We start from the raw sequence: 17,552 nt of genomic DNA on the forward strand, positions 1-17,552 counted from the left end.
CTGCTCAAAGATGGATCCTATACTTGACATCGGTTGACGAAACGGAACGCCCCTCTGGGCGGGCCAGCTCCTCAACCTGCTTATTTTGCTCCGGCATGCATGCCGCGCACACGCTCGACCCGAGCGGGTGCAACGACTGTAGGCCGACATTCAGTGCCCCCGGGCGCTGCGTGTCGGCCCTTTTTGTTTGTGGGGGGGCGGGTGTGCGGAGCAGTCCTTGAACGACAGCGTGTGCATCGGCCGTCGACACCGCATGAGTCGCTCCTCTTCGTGGCTACCGCTTCTGTTCACGCGCCTCACATGGGGCCTTTTTGCCCTCAGCCTCGGCACGCTTGTCTGGTCCCCCAATCTGGAGGGGGCCGGCGACGTGCTCCTCCGGGTGGACGGCCTGGCGCGCGTGATGGCGCTCATGACGACGTTCGTGAGTGGCATTGTGCACAGCTTTTCGCGTCGCTACATGGCGGGAGCGAAGCGCCTGAACGCGTTCTACGGTCGCCTCTTCGGCCTGACGCTGATCGTGCTGGTTCTGACGGCGGCCAACCACCTCGTGCTGTTTGCCGGGGCGTGGGCGGCGATGGGGTGGGTGCTGGCCGATCTGATCGGGCACGTCCGAGGGTGGCCGCAGGCGCGGGCGGCCTCGCGGTACGCGCGGCAGCACTTCCTCGGTGGCAGCGTTCTGTTGGCGGCCGCACTCGGGCTGCTGGGGGGAGGGGCGGAGGCGTGGACGATCAGCGGGGTGCTCGCGGCCGTGGGAACGCTCCCGACGTTTGTCGTGGCGGGGGCCGCCGGCCTCCTGCTCCTCGCGGCGATGGTACAGTCCGCCCTGGTGCCGTTCCACCGGTGGTTGCTCTCTTCGATGACGGCCCCGACGCCGGTCTCGGCCTTCATGCACGCCGGCCTGGTGAATGCAGGGGGCGTGCTCCTCGCGCGATTTGCGCCCGTCGTGTTTGAACTCCCCGTCGTGATGTCGGCCATCGTCCTCGTCGGGGGCGTCAGCGCGCTGCTGGGGCAGGCCTGGATGCTCGTACAGACCGACGTGAAGCGGCAGCTCGGCGCCTCCACGGTGGCCCAGATGGGATTTATGGTGTTGCAGTGCGGATTGGGCTTCATCCCTGCCGCCATCGCCCACTTGATCCTGCACGGGTTTTACAAGGCCTACCTCTTCCTCGCATCCGGGTCGGCGGTGAAACACACGGCACCGGGCCGGCCCGAGGCGCCGGGAACGGGCGTGGTCGGAGGACTCGTCACGGCGGCCGCGGCGATGGGGGGCGGGGTCCTGTTCGCCGTGCTTACGGGAAAGTCGCTGACGGCCCTCAACAGCGGGACCGTGCTCACGGTCTTCGTGGTGCTGGCCGTCCTGCACGCTACCCGCACGCTCGTGCGGCGCTCGTCGCTCTCCCGGCCCGTTCGCATCGCACTCGTCCCGAGCATCCTACTGCCCACCCTCGCACTGTATGCCGGGGTCTACAAGGGAATGGGGATGCTTTTTGTGGACGTACCGTCGGCCGCGGCCCCCACGGCGCTCACGCCGCTGCACGCAGTCCTGCTGGTGGTCTTCGGTGGGGCGTACGTCGCCGTGGAGCGCGGATGGCACCGGGCCAGCACGCGCCTCTACGTGGCGCTCCGCAACACCGCCCAGCCCCTGTCGACCACGCTTCTCAACAACCGCGACCAGTACAATGCCCATTGACCGATCGGTCGTGCGGGCCCGCATCGAGAATGCCGCCGAGTATGTGGGGTCGCTCTGGCCCCTGAGAACGTTTAACGCGACCAATCCGCTTTTGGGCTTCGAGGACCAGCCGTTTCACCGGGCGGTCCAGAAGGCCGGACAGCTCTTTGGGGGGCGGGGCTACCCGGGCCCACAGGTGTTCCGACAGGCGTGGGAGGACGGCGAGATCGACGCCGACGTGCTGACCCGTTGCCTCGCCGAGCACGGCATCACGGAGCGCCCCGAGGTTCTGTTGGACCGGATGGAGGCCGATGCCCCCGGCCACGACACGGTGCCCACCGACCATCCTCTCGACCGGGTGCTGACGAAGTGGCTCGCGGCCTTTCTGGACCAGGGACAGGCCGCCTGGCCCATGCCGAACCGGGAGGATGGCTTCTACGCCGCGTGGCGGACGGTGGCCCCCTACGACGGGGCCATTCCCGGCGTCGACCGTCCGTCGGACCTGCCCGATACCGTGGCCGAGGCGTTCGAGGCCGTGCTGGAGAGCTATCCGGAGGCGCGCTGGGAGCCGATCTTCGTACACCACCTGACGGCCCTGCCGGGATGGACGGGCTTTGTCAAATGGCGGTCGCGGCGTGCCGACACGGCGTGGCAGGCGGCTCATCCCATTACGCTGGCCGAGTACCTGGCGGTGCGCCTCACCCTCGCCGACCGCATGGGAGCGGCCATCGCGCCGGACCGGACCGAGGAACTGCCCACAAACGGCACGGACCAGCCCGTTCTGCCCCGCATCTGGCTCCGCGCCTGGGAGGAGAGCTACCGCACGCGCCTGCTGGACGACCTGCGGCAGGCCCCGTCGGCGGCCCCGGACGCGGACCGGCCGGCCGGGCAACTGGTGTTCTGCATCGACACGCGGTCGGAGGTCATCCGGCGTCACATTGAGCAGCAGGGGGCCTACCAAACGCACGGATACGCGGGGTTCTTTGGGGTCCCCATGGAGCATCAGCCCTACGGCACGGAGGAATGCGTGAAGTCCTGCCCGCCGATCGTAGACCCGAAGCACCGGGTTGTGGAGCGTCCCGCTGAGCAGCATCAAGCCCAGGCCGACCGCTACGACTGGTGGGCCCAGCTGGGGAGGGCGGGCACCACGCTCCTGAAAACGCTCAAGAAAAATGTCGCGGCAGTCTTTGGCTTTGTGGAAGAGAGCGGAGGCGCCTTCGGGGCCGCCATGGCGGCCCGGACGCTTGCCCCGTCTGGTCTCTCTCGCCTGGCCCAATCCCTGGAGGAGCGCCTGCCGAGCCCGGATGCCTTTTGTGAGCCCGCTCTGGACCCACCCCCTGCCGCCGACGCGGAGGTGGAGAACAGCCTGCCTGTCGGGCTCTCCGACGAGGCGAAGGTGCTCTACGCCGAGGCCGCCTTCCGGCTGATGGGCTGGACGGACACCTTTGCGCCGATCGTCGTGTTCACCGGGCACGGCAGCGAGACGCCCAACAACCCGTACAAGGCGAGCCTCGACTGTGGGGCGTGTGCCGGCAACCCGGGCGGCCCCAACGCCCGCGTGCTGGCCACCATCTGCAACGAGAACGCCGTGCGGGACGCGCTGCGGGAGCGCGGCATCGACATTCCGGACGACACTGTGTTCCTCGCTGGGCAGCACAACACCACGACCGATGAGATTATCCTCTTCGTGGACGACGACGATCCGCCCGTTGCCCCCGAGGCGCTCGACCGCCTGCGGCGCGATCTACAGTCGGCTCAGGCCGACGCGGCCACCGAACGGGTCCGCACCCTGAACACCGCCGTCGATGAGGGGCGCCCGGCGGCGGCCGTCCACGAGACCGAGCGCCGGGCGGCCGACTGGGCGGAAACGCGGCCGGAGTGGGGCCTGGCCGGCAACGCTGCCTTCATCGTGGGGCCCCGTGCGCTGACCCGCGGGCTCGACCTCGACGGGCGCTGCTTCCTGCACTCCTACGACTGGGCCACGGACGAGGACGGGACGGCCCTGGAGAACATCATGACGGGGCCGCTGGTGGTGGGGGAGTGGATCAACACGCAGTACTACTTCTCGACGGTCGACAATGCCGCCTACGGCAGCGGGTCGAAGGTGACCCACAACGTGGTGGGTAAGTTGGGCGTGGTGCAGGGCAACGGCGGGGACCTCATGAGCGGCCTGCCCCTGCAGTCGCTGAAGGCCGACGACGAGCACGTCTACCACCGGCCGCTTCGCCTCACGGCCCTTGTCCAGGCGCCCACGGACCGAATCGAGGCCATCCTCGACCGCCATGCCCCCCTCGCCCAGCTCTTCGACCACGAGTGGATGCACCTTACGGTGATGGACCCGGCGCGGGACGATGCGTTTGTGCACTACCAGTCGGGCGGAGGGTGGCACCCGCACCCGTCCCCCGATGCACCGACGCCGACGGCACCGGTGTCCGCTGGAGGGGATCCTGAAGCGATGGACCGCACCCCGACCCCTTGAGTTGAATTGATACCGTACATTCCCATGAGCGACGACACGACCCCCAAAGACACGCAGCACTCGCTTCACGCCCTTAAGAAAATCGAGATCATCGTGCGGGGGGAGAAAGAGCCCTTCGTGAAGGACCTCCTCGATGAGTCGACGGTGAGCGGGTACACGATTCACCACAACGTGACCGGCCGCGGGGAGCACGGCTTCCACGAAAGCCGTCTGCTCTTCAACGACCGGGACGGCCTGGTCATGTTTTTCGCCGTCGGGCAGCAGGAGGCGATTCAGACCATCGTAGACGGCCTCACGCCCCTCTTCGAAAAGAGCTCGGGCGTGATGTTTGTCTCCGATACCCAGGTCGTCCGGCTCGACAAGTTTCTGCAGGAGGACTGAGCGCGCCCGGCCCCGTCGGGGGAGGGACAAACTTTGACCGATCTTTGCCCGCCTGCCCTTGATCTAGGGGGGACTGTGAGATACTCTACCTTTGTAATTTAGAACCGTTGTAAATTGGGTTTTTCCCTAACGGTTTGCCGACCGCATCGAGTCCACGCCATCCACCTGTTCGTTTTGCCATGACGTCCCTTCGTGTCCTGCTGTCGCTCGTTGTCGCCGGCCTGCTGCTGCAGATGTCTCCCGCACAGGCCCAGGAACAGGTCTTTGGCGAAGAGGTGCTCGGCCCCGGGGTGAAGATTACCTTCCTGGTTGCGCCGGCCGGGGACGTGGAGCCGGCGGCCCAGAACCTGTCGGAGTCGCGCTCGGACCTGCACCTGGAGGTGCTGTCGGGCTGGACCGAGGAGGCGAGCGAGGAGGTAGGGGCGCCCGCGGGGGGCTTCGTGCCGTACCTCCGCCTCTTTGCGACCGTCACGAACGAGGAGACGGGGCAGGTAAAGAAGGCGACGCTCGTGCCTCACGTCAACCAGACCGACAACTTCCACTACGCCCGCAACATTGCTCTCCCCGGCGCCCCCGACGATCCGTACACGGTAGTCTTTAAGGTGCACCCGCCCCAGTCGCTCGAGCTGGCCACCCACAGCGACTGGCGCACGGCCTACGGCTCCCAGCTCTTCGCCCCCGCGACCGTAACGTACAACAATCTCCAACTCGAAGAGATCGCGCGGGCAACGCGATAGGTCAGTGGGCGTTTGGGCAAGGTGGCGCATCGGATAGAGAGCGCCGCACCTCCACGCCCACCCACAGCCCCACGCCGTAGACGAGAGATGCCGACCCCGCCCCGCCTCGCCCTCGAAACGAGCCTCTACGCCGATGACCTGGCGGCCGCCGAGCAGTTCTACGGCGACGTGGTGGGACTGGACGTGATGCTCCGCACGGAGGGCAACCACATCACCTTCCGGTGCGGTCCGGGCGTGGTCCACGTCTTTGATCCGGCCGCCAGCCGCCACCGTGAGTCGCTGCCGCCCCACGGCGCCGACGGCCCGGTGCACGTCGCGTTCGGGGTGCCGACCGATCAGCTGGCCGCGTGGCGGCGCCACTTCAACCGGCACGACGTGACGGTGGAGCACACGACACAGTGGGACGACGGGAAGCGGTCGCTGTACGTCCGCGACCCGGCCGGCAACAGCGTCGAGCTGGTAAGCGACTCGCTGTGGAGCACTACGACCCGGGCCGAGCGGCTGCGGCGGGTCCGGCCCGTGCTCGACCTCGACACCGCCGAGTCGCGGCCCGTTGAGCGATTCCAAAACGAGACGCTACGCCCCATCCTGAAGCTGCTGAACCCGACCATCCTGCGCCTCGTGGCCGAGCGGCTGGTGCGCTACGGGGTCGGCTTCGCGGCGATGGACCGGGTCGACCAGCGCGACCGTCTCCGCAACCTGATGAAGGAGGACGGCCGCCTCAAGCGCACGCTCCTGGGGCTGGCGGTGGGGCACCTCACCCAAGACGAGCTGGACACCTATCTCGCGCACAAGGACGAGGTGCGCCGCCGGACCGTGCCGATGCTCCTGGCCCGCGCACAGGATCAGATCGACACCATTGTGGACCAGGTGCACGAGCAGGCCAACGATTCGTAGGATCTCAGCTGACTCCTGCCGATCGGGAAGGTCCGTTCCGACGTTCCCTACGGGAGGGAGGACGGGTCCGGCGCGATGGGGCCGGTGAGTTGGGCGTCGATGCGAATCGTGTCGCCGACGGTAAAGCCCATGAAGCCGGGCCGCTCGACGTCGAACCGGGTGAGAGACACGTCGAATTCGGCCCGTGCCCGCACCGTGTCGCCGTCCACGTCTACCAATACGGTGTCGGCCAGGGAATGGGTGCGGCCATGAAAGGTGAGCTTCCCGGCGATGGCCCACCCCCCGCGATAGCCTGAGGCGCCGCGCCCCCAGGTGGCCGGCGAAAAGTCCGTTCCCCGGAAGGTGACGAACGGGTACTCCTCCGCCTCGGTGACGTCACGCATGCCGCGGTCCCGCCGGCTGTTGCCGCTGTCGAAGCTGGCCACGGGGATGCGGACGACGGCGCGGCTGCTGTCGGGACGGGTGGGCCGCAGGACGAACTCTCCCTCGACGCTCCGGCTCGTGCCCCGCCAGCTGTGGAGCGGGGCCGTGCCGGTGTAATGAACGACGCTCGTGGCCGAGTCGACCGTCGCGGTGACCTGTTGGGCGTGGGCCGGGGGACTGCCCAGCCCGAGAAGGAGACCGGCTAGCATCAGGGAGAACGCGGAGACGCGCAGTGCAGAGCACACGGAATGAACAGGGACAGTCTGTAGGAACATGGCAATCCATCCACGGTGGAGCACGAAAGACGGTTCGGGGCTGAGGCTGATGCGAAAAGGGGTAACCCGCTTTTCACCTCCGACGCTGGCGGGTGGGGGCCTTTCCGACGGGCGTGCCGGCCCAGCCGTGAGAGGATCCAACTGCGTGTGCGGCGGACAGTCGTTGGGCTGAAGAGGACACCGGCCTCAGGGCGCGAGAACGAGTAGGGACCTTGCCCGGCGGGCTTCAATGCGCCCGTTGCTCTCTCGGACCTCATGGGGAGAACGTGTCTTGGTGATTTTGCATATCACGTGAACACACCGATCGGCCTCAAGGCCACACTCGCAGTTCCTGCACGATGTGTCCCAGCTCCACTCCATGGGCGACGAGACTCAGCGCGATGCCGAGTATCACGATACGGTCTACCGGACCGTTAGTGGGCTCGATGGCAAGAGCATGATCCACGAGCACAACATTCAGAAGGTCACCTCCACGAAGGTGTACGTGCACCAGAAGCCCCGAAGTGGAGACGTGATGGGGTTTTACAAAACCCGGCAGGGGGGCACCTATGTGCTGGATCGACGGATGCTGGAGGAGGAGGGCCGGTACCAGACGGAATACGGGGCCACGCAGACGGCCTTTTATCTGGACCGATCGGACGTGGAGGAGGAAGTAGAAACGCCCGGTACCGGCAAGGAGCGCCGCTCGTCGGAGCCGGAGCTGCGCCCCGTGCCCGTGGACGCACTGGAGAGCACGGTCGTGGACTATTTCAGGCAGATTGCCACGGACCTCAATGACAACTACGACGGGGAGCTGTCCCACAGGCTTCTTCTCGAAACTGCGCTGCGGCAGTCGCTGGTGGACTTTCAGATGCACGGCAAAGACAGTCCCCTCATGCAGCAGCTCGATTCCATTTCGATGGCGAGGGACGCGGCCCCGATGGATCCGGATCTTCAGCCCCTCCCGGTCGACCGGATCCACGCCGATCTGGTTGGGTATCTGAACAAGGCCGTTGCGGCCTTGGATGCGCGCTACGAACAGGGGTTTCCCAAGCGGCGCCTCATTGAGGTTTCCCTGCGACAGGTGTTTGCCGACCTCCGGACCTACCAGCGGGAGGCGGTCACGGTCCGGTGGCTCGACGCACTCCTGCTGGAGTGAGCCACCGCCGAGTGAGGGCAGAGAGCGGCGAGGCGGCACGCATGCTCTCCGCACGGCGGCAGTCAACGGAGAGCGGCCGGACTTGGACGTGTGCGTGCGGGCGGTCGGGTCGGAGAATCAACATGAACGATTTTTGCGTGGACGATACGCACCGGAATGGTGTGGACCGACACACGCCTCGGTCTTCCGTTGCGTGCGTTGCCTGGGACGATCCTTGATTGAAGTCCCGACCCGATCGTGCAGAATCGTTATCCCCCATGGCGTCCTCCGCATTTGGCCTACTCTCTCGCCTCCGCCCCCAAGACGATCAACTCCCCAAAGAAACGCGGTCCCAGGTACAGGTGCACCGCCTGCTGAGCCTGCTCGGCGCGGGGCTCGTGGTGGCCTTTGCGCCGCTGTACGCCGTTGCCACGCCCGAGGCCGTGGATCCGCTGTGGATGCGCCTGAGCATCGCCGGGCTTTTCCTGGTGGTTCTCGCGGCGTCGTACGGATCAGCCCGTGTCCGGGCCGCCTACGTGTCGTGTGTGTGGGGCATGCTGTACATCCTCATGGGATGGTTCGCCGCCATTGCCGCGCTGAACCAGTTTGCCGGGGAGTACGCGGTGGGCTTGCTGCTCGTCTACGCGGTGCTGGCGGCCATCGTCGCGTTCGGGGCGGAGTCGGTACGGGCCGTCCTCGTATTTTTGGGATATGGCGGGGCACTGACCACGCTGGGGGCCCTCGTGGGAGGGCGCCCGCAGACCAGTCCGCTCATCCTGATTGCGAGCATGGGCACCATCGCCGTCGTAGAGATCGTCCTCACGCAGGGGTGGTTGTGGATCCGGGAGACCGTCCGCGAGCACGAGGCCCGGCTCCGAGGCCTCACCAATAGCCTCCCCGGTGTGGTCTTCCAATTCTTCGTGCGCGAGGACGGCACCGTCGGGCACTACTTCATCAGTGAGCACGCCGAGGACGTGCTGGGGGTGGAGGCGGACCCGGCCACCTTCCACGAGCGGTGCATGAACTGCATCCCCGAGCCGCACCGGCGAGAGATCGAGCAGTCCATCGAGGTCGCCATCGACGAACAGTCGGACTGGGAATTCGAGACCCCGTTCGAGCGCCCGGACGGAGAGCGCATCTGGGCGCTCGGGGCGTCGACCCCGGAGCAGCGGGACGGGGAAACCGTATTTAACGGGGTCATCCTCGACATCACGGAGCGGAAAGAGGCCGAGCGGCGCCGGACGACCTACGAGGAGCTGAAGGAGAGTGCGGAGGATGGGATCGTCATCGCTGACGCGGACGGCGACATTATCGACTGGAATCCGGGGGCCGAATCGATGTTTGGGTATGAGAAGGAGGCCATCGTCGGGCGTCCCATCGAGACGATTATGCCGGACCGCCACCGGGAGCCGCACCGTCGCGGAATGGAACGGGTCCGAGAGACGGGCCGCGGAAATTTTCTCGGTGAAACGGTGGAGCTGGAGGGACTTCACCAAGAGGGCCACGAGGTGCCGGTGGAGCTGGCACTCTCCAGTTGGGAGGCCGACCGGGAACGGTTCTTCGGGGCCATTATCCGGGACATCACCGAGCGGAAGAACACCGAGCAGGCCCTGCGCGAAGAGCGCGACCGCTTTGAGACGCTGTTTGAGTCGCTACCCACGCCAGTGGTACGCTGTGTGGCCCAGGACGATGGGGTCTTCGTCACGGACGCCAATCCCGCGTTCGAGGATGCCTTCGGCCTGGCGGCCACGGAGGCGGCAGGGGCGGAGATCAACCACATGCTCGTCCCGGAAAAAGAGCACGACCGGGCGCGAGAATTTGACCGTCGCGTCCTGGAGAACGGAGATGTCCGGGCCGAGGTGCAGCGGTCGACCGCGGAGGGGATGCGCGCGTTTCAGGTTCAGGCGATCTCCCGCCGTCCCGACGAGGGACCGCCGGAGATCTACGCCACCTACACCGACATCACGGAGCGCAAGCAGCGGGAGCGTCGCCTCGACGCCATCTTCAATCACACCTACCAGTTTACCGGTCTGATGGAGCCGGATGGGACGATGATCGAGGCCAACGATACGGCCCTTCGGTTCGGGGGGCTCGACCGGGCGGACGTCGTCGGCACTCCGATCTGGGAGACCCACTGGGCCCAGACCGGCGAGGCCTCAAGGCAAAGGCTCCAAGCGGCCGTGGAACGGGCGGCCGAGGGCGAATTTGTGCGGTACGAGCGCCCGATTCAGGGGGGGGACGAAGAGCGCACCATCGACTTCTCCATTCGCCCCGTGACCGACGAAGACGGAGACGTGAAACTGCTGGTGCCGGAGGCCCGAGACATTACGGAACGTAAGCGTCGGGAGGAGAATCTTCGGGCGGCCAAGGCGGAGGCCGAAGAGGCAAGTCGGCTCAAGTCGGCGGTCCTAGCGAACATGAGCCATGAGCTACGAACTCCGCTCACGTCCATCCTCGGGTTCGCCGAGGCGATCGGCGAGGAGACGGGCGGGGACGGAGGGGCCGTCTCCCGGTTCGCGTCGCTCATCATGAAGAGTGGAAACCGGTTGCTCCGGACGTTCGACAACATGCTCCACCTTTCGCGGCTGGAGGCAGAGCAGCAGGCCGAACCGGCCGAGCCGGTAGACGTGACGGCGGCGGCCCACTCGGTCGTTGACGAATTTCGGGAGCAGGCCGACGAAAACGATGTCGCCCTCCGGACGAACGAGATGGACGCGACTGCTTGGGCCCGCGCGTCCTCGGAGCAGGTGGAGATCGTGGTGCGCCACCTCCTCTCGAACGCGATCACGTACACCGAGGTGGGCGGTACCGTGGAGCTGCGCGTCGACCGGGCCGGCGACGACCTCCTGGTGGAGATCGAGGACACCGGCATCGGCATGGACCCGGACGCGGTGCCGGCGTTGTTCGAGCCGTTCCGGCAGGCATCGGAGGGACGGGACCGCGAGTACGAGGGCACCGGGCTGGGGTTGGCCGTCGTGCAGCGCGCTGTTGACCGGATGGGCGGGGCCGTGGAGGTAGAGACGGAACTGGGGGAGGGGACCTGCGTGACGGTGGTGCTGCCGGAGGCGGAAACGGCGACTGGAGGGGGGCCCTCGGCGCAGGCGTAGCGTGTTTGCAGGGATCATCCCGGCCACGCGTCTGTGGAGGGGCTGCCAGGGGCAAATGTGCCCGCAACGAGGCTCCTTGCGAGGCGGCCCTGGACCCGGCATGCCATACGCTTCCAAATTCCTCGTGACTTGGCCGTGGACATCCCGCCGCCCGAACGCGTCTCGCTCGACGTCAGGATGCAGCGGCTCAACATCGAGTGGGCCGACGGGCATGCCTCTGTCTTTCCGCTCGACGGGCTGCGCCAGGCCTGCCCGTGTGCCGAGTGCGAAGGGCAGAAGGTCGAGCGGATTCCCAAGCCGGGCTTCTTTCAGATCTTCCGCCAGACCAATCGGTGGACGCACGTCGATATCGAGAAGGCAGGAAGCGTGGGGCTGCGCATCACCTGGGACGATGGCCACAGCGGCGGCATCTACCGGTGGGACCGGCTCCGTGAACTGCAGCCGTCGGAATAAGGCGGCAGGGGCGCTCTACCCAAGCACGCCGAAGCCGAAGCGGGCAAACGGCCAGAGATAATACACGAGGGCCCCGACGACCACTGCCGGGATGGTCGTGTAGATGGTGGCGACGAGCGCCGCCTTCGGGTCGATGGCCATGAGTGGAAACAGTGCGTCTCCGTCTTGACTGACGGCGTTGGCCGCCAGGGCGGAAAACGGGATGACCTCCTCGACGGCGTAGAGCTGCGCGAAGATGATCTGAGGGGTGCAGCCGGGCACGAGGCCGAGGGCCGCCCCTGCGAGGGGAGCGCCCACGCCGGCGGCTGCGGACAGGGCCTTGAGGTCAAGGGCGAAGACGCCCATCGTGTATTCGTAGAGGAGGTAGCCCGCGAGCACCCACACCGTGACCATGGACGTCTCCATGGCGGCGTGCTGGAATGTCTCGTACGCACTCCCGAAACGAGTGTGGATGCGGCCGCCCCCGGCCTCGTCCATGTGGTGGCGACCGACGAAGTAAAGGTGGAACGAGAGCACCGTGCCCGTCACCCCGGCGACGGTAAAGAGCCCAAAGAAGGTCGGGGCGACCTCGACGGCCACTTCCGGGGCCCCTCGGACTAGGTACATCACGCCCGCCACGAGCCCCGCGATCGCTACCCCCCACCAGAGGAGGTGCACGATGTGACTGACGGTGCTCAGAACGCCGGTCGACCCGTCCGCCGTGGGGGCGGCGTGGGTCGAATCGTGGGGGGGCGGGGCGTCGGACGGGGACGGGCACGAGGGGGCCGTGCCGGCGGGAGCGGCCTCGGCGGTGAGGGGCGAGAGAGCGCCGTCGAGGCGGGCCGGATGGGACTGGGCAATCGATGCCGCCGAGCCGGGGGCATCGGGGCGGGGCTCCTGCGAAGGACCGGTCGCCGTGCCGTGCCCGCCGGCGACCGCGCTGGAGGGAGCGACGCTTCCCGGGCTCATCGCGGCCGCAACGCGCTCGACGGCGGCGTCGATGCGGCGGACGCCCAGTCCCCAGTAGTCGATGGCGTAGCCAAACGCCACGCTCGCGGCAAAGGCCAATCCGTAGGCGTAGACCCCGGCCCCGGGCGCAATCGCGAGAATTACGAAGGCCGAGTCGCCGGCGGTGGCGCCGAGGGTGGCCACGACGGACCCGAAGCTGATGGTGCCCCGAATGTACAGTGGCATGGCCACGATGGCACCCCCGCAGCCGGGCGTCAGGCCGAGTAGGGCCCCGGCGATGGGCTGCATGGGGCGGTGGTTCCGGAGGAAAGTGACGATCCGCCCGTCGGTTTGGTACTGGAGGTAGCTGAACAGCAGAACTGTGACCGCAACAAACGCGCTCACCTGCACAAACCCGTCCCGAATCGAGACGATCAGGATGTCGAAAGCGTTCTGGAGAGACATGAGGCGGGGAGGGAGGCCAAATCAAAAGAGGTGGGGCACGCCTGTCCGGGCGCCCCGGGCCGTCTCTTTATTACCAACGACAACAAAACAATTTAGTCTACACTAAATCGTTCCGCGCACCGCTGGGCTCGTCCAGTTTCTATTGCGGTGTCGATCGTTGCATGGCCCCGTCCCTTCGAGCGTCCTCGAATATTCCCCAACCCTTCGGGGGCGGTGCCCCTCTCACGAAAGAAAATCAGAACCTGTTTGGTGGATGGATGAGAAGCCCAGACACAGTGGGCGAAGCTGCAAAATGGCGCTCAAGTGAGCTCCTGCAGTGGAGCTACCGGGCGAATGCAAAAGTCATTTCGCACGAGATCCACGAAGTCGCAGGCCTTAAACAATCCGCCAAACAGGTTCTCAACGCCTCATCTTCTTACGCCTCCACCACCACCTTCTGCGCGACCGGTCGACCAATGAGCTGCTCGGTCTCATCGACGGCCACGACGAGCAGGCCATCGATCGGGCGCGTGTCGGCGACCTCGACGGTGGCGCCGGGGAGGAGGCCGCGCTGTTCGAGCAGGTCCAGCAGCTCGCCGTCTTCGTCGGCGACGTGGTCGATCGAGGCCGTGTCGCCCTCGTGGAGGTCGGCCAGCGACCGGGTGGGGAGGGCGTCCACGGAGCCGTCCCGGGCCGGAATGGGGTGCCCGTGGGGGTCCCGCTTGGGGTGATCCAGCATTTCCTCGATGCGATCCTCGAACCGTTCGGAGATGTGATGCTCCAGAATTTCGGCCTCCGCGTGGATCTCATCCCACGAGAAGCCCATCACCTCCTTCAGGTACAGCTCCAGCAGGCGGTGGTGACGGAGAACCTCAAGTGCCACGGTGCGCCCCGGGTCGGTGAGGGTGGCTCCCTCGTAGGCCTCGTACGTCAGAAAATCGAGGTCGTCGAGACGCTTGATCATGTTCGACGCCGACGCCGACGACACGTCCATGGCCTCCGCGAGGGCGCCGGTCGATACGGGGGCGCCCCCTGTGTCTTCAAGCTTGTAAAGCGCTTTGAGATAGTCCTCGGTGGAAGGGCTCCGCATGGGACGGAAAGGGGATCAAGACAGACGGCAGAAGACAAAAGCAGGTACGCTTAAAGGAGAGAGATGTTACCGAGCGGACGGGACGGCCGGCGGAGATCCAGTGGGATGGATCCGACGGTTCTCTCCCAAATTCAATGAAATACCCGACAGGTGTCCGGCATCCCTCAATCCGCCCCCCTACGTTGTGCAATCGTAGTGGGCCAACCGCCGACGATGGCCCGGCTTCAACGCCGCAGCCTGGCGGTTGGCCGGTCCCGCGAGTTTGCTGATTCATGTGTTCGTACTCCACCATGCCCGACGATGCTCCGTCCCTGGCTTCGATGAGCAAAGCCTACGACCCGTCCGACATCGAAGACAAGTGGTACGACTACTGGGAAGAGCGTGGCTTCTTCGAGGCCGACGCCGACAGTGACGCCGAGTCGCACGTCATCATGATGCCGCCGCCCAACGTCACCGGGCGGCTCCACATCGGCCACGCGCTGCAGGACGCCATCCAGGATGCCCTCGTACGCATCCACCGCATGAAGGGGGACGAGACCCTCTGGATGCCGGGCCTCGACCACGCGGGCATCGCCACGCAGAACGCGGTGGAGAAGGACCTCCGCGAGGAGGCGGGCAAGACGCGCCACGACCTCGGCCGCGAGGCCTTCGTGGAGCGGGTGCGGGCCTGGAAGGAGGAGTACGGCGACCTCATCCTGGACCAGAAGCGCACGCTTGGCGACTCCTGCGACTGGAGCCGCCAGCGCTTCACGATGGACGAGGGCTTTACGCGGGCCGTGCAGGAGGTCTTCGTGCAGCTCCACGAGGAGGGACTCATCTACCGCGGCGACTACTTGGTGAACTGGGACCCCGAGAACGAAACGGCCCTCTCCGACGAAGAGGTCGAGAACGAGGAGCGGGAGGGGCACCTGTGGTCCGTCCAGTACCCGCTCGCGGACGCCGAAGACGAGTCCCTGACGATCGCTACGACCCGCCCCGAGACGATGCTCGGCGACACCGCCATTGCCGTGCACCCCGACGACGACCGCTACGACGACCTCGTGGGCGAGACGGCCCTCCTGCCGCTCCTGGGGCGCGAGATTCCCATCATCGCCGACGAGCGGATCGACAGTGACTTTGGCACCGGGGCGCTTAAGGTGACCCCGGCCCACGACGAGACGGACTTCGAGATCGGGGAGGACCACGACCTCGACAAGATCACCATCATGAGCCCGACGGGGACCATCAACGAGAACGGCGGGCCCTACGAGGGCATGGACCGGTTCGACGCCCGCGACCAGATCGTGGAGGACCTGGAGGAGCAGGGCCTGCTGGTGGACGTGGAAGACTACATGATGAACGTGCCCCTCTCCGAGCGGTCCGAGGCGGTGATCGAGCCGCTCATCTCGCGGCAGTGGTTCGTGGAGATGGAGCCGCTGGCCGAGCCGGCGATCGAGGCGGTGCGCGAGGGCGAGATCGAGTTCTTCCCCGACCGCTGGGCGAACGAGTACTTCCGTTGGATGGAAAACATCCGCGACTGGTGCATCAGCCGTCAGCTGTGGTGGGGCCACCGCATTCCGGTCTGGTACCACACCGACCAGGACGGGGAGCCGGACCCCGAACAGGGCTACGTGGTGAGCATCGACCAGCCCGAGGAGGGCATGGTGCAGGAGACCGACGTGCTCGACACCTGGTTCTCGTCCTGGCTCTGGCCGTTCGCCACGCTCGGCTGGCCGGAGGAGACCGACGCCCTGGAGAAGTTTTATCCGACCGACGTCCTCGTCAGCGGCTACGACATCCTCTTCTTCTGGATCGCCCGCATGATCATGGCGGGCTACGAGTTTACCGGGGAGCCGCCCTTTAAGAACGTCTTCATCACCGGCATGGTGAAGGATGCGCAGGGCCGCTGGATGTCCAAGAGCCTCGGCAACGGCATCGACCCGCTGGAGATGGTGGATCAGTATGGGGCCGACGCCACGCGCTTCACGCTCACGCTGCTCTGCGCGCAGGGGCAGGACATCAAGCTCGCCCCGTCGAAGTTCGAGATGGGCCGCAACTTCGCCAACAAGATCTGGAACGCCTTCAACGTCTTCGGCCAGTTCATGGACCGGGACGACGACGGCGTGCCCACCCGCGACTACCGGCGCGAACGCTCGTTCGACGAGCTGGAGCTGGTGGAGCAGTGGATGCTGCACCGCCTCCACACGGCCATCGCGGACGTGGAGGACTCGCTCGACCGCTACCGCCTCAACGAGATTGCCGAGCGCGTCTACGATGTCTTTTGGCGCGACTACTGCGACTGGTACCTGGAGCTCATCAAGCCGCCGCACGGGGAGGAGATGGCGGAGGACAAGATTGCCCTCGCGGCCGAGATCTACGAGACGCTCCTGCAGCTCCTGCACCCGCTGATGCCGTTTATCACCGAGGAGCTGTGGTGGAAGGTGCGGCCGCGCGGGGAGGGCGAGGCCTGCATCGCCGCCGACTGGCCGACGCCCGACGCCGACCTGATGGACGCGGCCGCGGCCGAACCCTTCGAGCTGATTCAGGAGATGATCTCCGGCGTGCGTGGCATCAAGAGCGACTATGGCGTGGGCCTGGGGCAGGACATTGAGGCGACGGTGAGCGTGCCGGAGGATGCCGACGCCCTCGCCCAGACCGTGCGCCGCTACGCCGACTACTTCGACAAGCTGGCGAGCGTCACGGACCTAACGGTGCAACCGGGCGCCGAGAAGCCAACGGCGAGTGCGTCGGTCGTGGTGGGACGGTGTGAGGTATTCGTGCCGCTGGCCGGCATGATCGACCTGGAGCAGGAGCGTGCGCGGCTCCGTGGTGAGATTGAGGAGAAGGAAGACTTTCTGGCGAGCGTCGAGCAGAAGCTCAAGAACAAACAGTTTGTGACCAAGGCCCCCGACGAGGTCGTGGAGCGCGAGCGGCAGAAGAAGAAAGACGCCACCGCGGAGCTGGAGCGGCTCCGGGACAACCTCGCCGACCTGGAGGCCGTGTAGCGGTTGCGTGCGTGTTCTGCACTCCCCGCGGCCGACGAACGGGGGCGGGGATCTGGGGAGCGCTGTATGGTTTTCCCCTACGGTCACAATGACTCCCCAACCGTGTCTCTTCGCTGCATCTTTCGACCGGTCCGTTGCCCCATGTCCGTCGCCCCGCCTGTGCGTTCGCTGATGCTGTTTGCTGTTGCCGCTGGGGTGGGGGCCCTCGTGGGAGCGTGCGGCGGGAACGGAGGAGAGAGCGCCGACGCGACCGTGGTGGAGCCCCGTCTCCTGCAGACCGAAACGGGCGAGCGGATCTTTGCGGGCACGCTCGTCAACCAGGGCAGTGCCCCCATCGGCATCGCGGAGGTAGAGGTGGCGCTGTACGACGATCAGGGCTCCCGCATCGAGACGATGCGGATTCAGGTGCAGGACGTGTCCCCCGGCGACTCGGCCACGTTCAACCAGACCGTTGACTCGAACCGACCCATCCAGCAGGCGCAGGTCCAAAACATCCTCAGCCCGTAGTTCCTGAAGGTCATGTGCCCCATGAGACAAGCGCTTTCGTCTCGGGAAACACCAAACGTTGC

13 protein-coding genes are annotated in these 17,552 nt (G+C 66.4%); 10 read left to right on the forward strand and 3 right to left on the reverse strand.

Going from position 1 to position 17,552, the window contains the following annotated elements; translation table 11 throughout:
* Positions 1 to 253: 253 nt before the first annotated feature.
* The 5 genes from B7R93_RS06470 to B7R93_RS06490 all read left to right on the forward strand — a co-directional run bounded on the left by B7R93_RS06470 (position 254) and on the right by B7R93_RS06490 (position 6,163).
* Positions 254 to 1,690: a proton-conducting transporter transmembrane domain-containing protein gene (locus B7R93_RS06470; protein ID WP_103020006.1), complete on the forward strand. Its 1,437-nt coding sequence runs from the start codon at positions 254 to 256 to the stop codon at positions 1,688 to 1,690.
* On the forward strand, positions 1,680 to 4,148 hold the full coding sequence (locus tag B7R93_RS06475) for a DUF2309 domain-containing protein (protein WP_103020007.1): 2,469 nt from the start codon (positions 1,680 to 1,682) through the stop codon (positions 4,146 to 4,148). Before B7R93_RS06470 ends, B7R93_RS06475 begins: the two co-directional genes overlap by 11 nt.
* Before the next feature lie 24 nt (positions 4,149 to 4,172).
* Complete coding sequence (locus tag B7R93_RS06480; RefSeq protein ID WP_103020008.1) at positions 4,173 to 4,529, forward strand: P-II family nitrogen regulator; 357 nt, start codon at positions 4,173 to 4,175, stop codon at positions 4,527 to 4,529.
* A gap of 179 nt (positions 4,530 to 4,708) precedes the next feature.
* Entirely contained in the window at positions 4,709 to 5,266 is a 558-nt protein-coding gene (locus tag B7R93_RS06485; RefSeq protein WP_232798104.1) for an iron transporter, read from the forward strand.
* Positions 5,267 to 5,353: 87 nt separating this feature from the next.
* On the forward strand, positions 5,354 to 6,163 hold the full coding sequence (locus B7R93_RS06490) for a VOC family protein (RefSeq protein ID WP_103020010.1): 810 nt from the start codon (positions 5,354 to 5,356) through the stop codon (positions 6,161 to 6,163).
* Positions 6,164 to 6,210: 47 nt separating this feature from the next.
* Here the strand turns inward: B7R93_RS06490 and B7R93_RS06495 are convergent, their stop codons facing one another.
* Positions 6,211 to 6,795 carry a YceI family protein gene (locus B7R93_RS06495; protein ID WP_232798105.1) on the reverse strand — a complete coding sequence of 195 codons (585 nt, stop codon included), beginning with the start codon at positions 6,793 to 6,795 and terminating at the stop codon, positions 6,211 to 6,213.
* A 424-nt stretch (positions 6,796 to 7,219) separates the two neighbouring features.
* On the opposite strand from B7R93_RS06495, the gene B7R93_RS06500 reads away from it, so the two are divergent.
* From B7R93_RS06500 to B7R93_RS06510, 3 genes are all read left to right on the forward strand, one after another.
* Positions 7,220 to 7,999 (forward strand): hypothetical protein, encoded by a 780-nt coding sequence (locus tag B7R93_RS06500; RefSeq protein ID WP_232798106.1) that lies wholly within the window; start codon positions 7,220 to 7,222, stop codon positions 7,997 to 7,999.
* A gap of 257 nt (positions 8,000 to 8,256) precedes the next feature.
* Positions 8,257 to 11,085, forward strand: a complete 2,829-nt coding sequence (locus B7R93_RS06505; RefSeq protein WP_103020012.1) for a PAS domain S-box protein — start codon at positions 8,257 to 8,259, stop codon at positions 11,083 to 11,085.
* A gap of 135 nt (positions 11,086 to 11,220) precedes the next feature.
* Positions 11,221 to 11,538: a DUF971 domain-containing protein gene (locus tag B7R93_RS06510; protein WP_232798107.1), complete on the forward strand. Its 318-nt coding sequence runs from the start codon at positions 11,221 to 11,223 to the stop codon at positions 11,536 to 11,538.
* Between the two features lie 15 nt (positions 11,539 to 11,553).
* Here B7R93_RS06510 and B7R93_RS06515 read toward each other — a convergent pair whose 3' ends face one another.
* Positions 11,554 to 12,930, reverse strand: coding sequence for a putative manganese transporter (locus tag B7R93_RS06515; protein ID WP_103020013.1), 1,377 nt, complete (start codon positions 12,928 to 12,930; stop codon positions 11,554 to 11,556).
* Between the two features lie 415 nt (positions 12,931 to 13,345).
* Positions 13,346 to 13,999 (reverse strand): metal-dependent transcriptional regulator, encoded by a 654-nt coding sequence (locus B7R93_RS06520; protein ID WP_103020014.1) that lies wholly within the window; start codon positions 13,997 to 13,999, stop codon positions 13,346 to 13,348.
* A gap of 290 nt (positions 14,000 to 14,289) precedes the next feature.
* Between B7R93_RS06520 and B7R93_RS06525 the strand changes: the two genes are divergently transcribed.
* Together B7R93_RS06525 and B7R93_RS06530 are read left to right on the forward strand one after the other, a co-directional pair.
* Positions 14,290 to 16,983 (forward strand): valine--tRNA ligase, encoded by a 2,694-nt coding sequence (locus B7R93_RS06525; RefSeq protein WP_232798108.1) that lies wholly within the window; start codon positions 14,290 to 14,292, stop codon positions 16,981 to 16,983.
* A gap of 141 nt (positions 16,984 to 17,124) precedes the next feature.
* Positions 17,125 to 17,490 (forward strand): FxLYD domain-containing protein, encoded by a 366-nt coding sequence (locus B7R93_RS06530; RefSeq protein WP_232798109.1) that lies wholly within the window; start codon positions 17,125 to 17,127, stop codon positions 17,488 to 17,490.
* Positions 17,491 to 17,552: the final 62 nt, after the last annotated feature.

This window comes from Salinibacter altiplanensis (assembly GCF_002894645.1).
Classification (GTDB): Bacteria; Bacteroidota; Rhodothermia; order Rhodothermales; family Salinibacteraceae; genus Salinibacter; species Salinibacter altiplanensis.

Coding starts and splice junctions, on each gene's coding strand:
- B7R93_RS06525 (WP_232798108.1), top strand. CDS start 14,290: ATGCCCGACGATGCTCCGTCCCTGGCTTCGATGAGCAAAGCCTACGAC.
- B7R93_RS06515 (WP_103020013.1), bottom strand. CDS start 12,930: ATGTCTCTCCAGAACGCTTTCGACATCCTGATCGTCTCGATTCGGGAC.
- B7R93_RS06485 (WP_232798104.1), top strand. CDS start 4,709: ATGACGTCCCTTCGTGTCCTGCTGTCGCTCGTTGTCGCCGGCCTGCTG.
- B7R93_RS06470 (WP_103020006.1), top strand. CDS start 254: ATGAGTCGCTCCTCTTCGTGGCTACCGCTTCTGTTCACGCGCCTCACA.
- B7R93_RS06520 (WP_103020014.1), bottom strand. CDS start 13,999: ATGCGGAGCCCTTCCACCGAGGACTATCTCAAAGCGCTTTACAAGCTT.
- B7R93_RS06495 (WP_232798105.1), bottom strand. CDS start 6,795: ATGCTAGCCGGTCTCCTTCTCGGGCTGGGCAGTCCCCCGGCCCACGCC.
- B7R93_RS06480 (WP_103020008.1), top strand. CDS start 4,173: ATGAGCGACGACACGACCCCCAAAGACACGCAGCACTCGCTTCACGCC.
- B7R93_RS06505 (WP_103020012.1), top strand. CDS start 8,257: ATGGCGTCCTCCGCATTTGGCCTACTCTCTCGCCTCCGCCCCCAAGAC.
- B7R93_RS06500 (WP_232798106.1), top strand. CDS start 7,220: ATGGGCGACGAGACTCAGCGCGATGCCGAGTATCACGATACGGTCTAC.
- B7R93_RS06490 (WP_103020010.1), top strand. CDS start 5,354: ATGCCGACCCCGCCCCGCCTCGCCCTCGAAACGAGCCTCTACGCCGAT.
- B7R93_RS06530 (WP_232798109.1), top strand. CDS start 17,125: ATGTCCGTCGCCCCGCCTGTGCGTTCGCTGATGCTGTTTGCTGTTGCC.
- B7R93_RS06475 (WP_103020007.1), top strand. CDS start 1,680: ATGCCCATTGACCGATCGGTCGTGCGGGCCCGCATCGAGAATGCCGCC.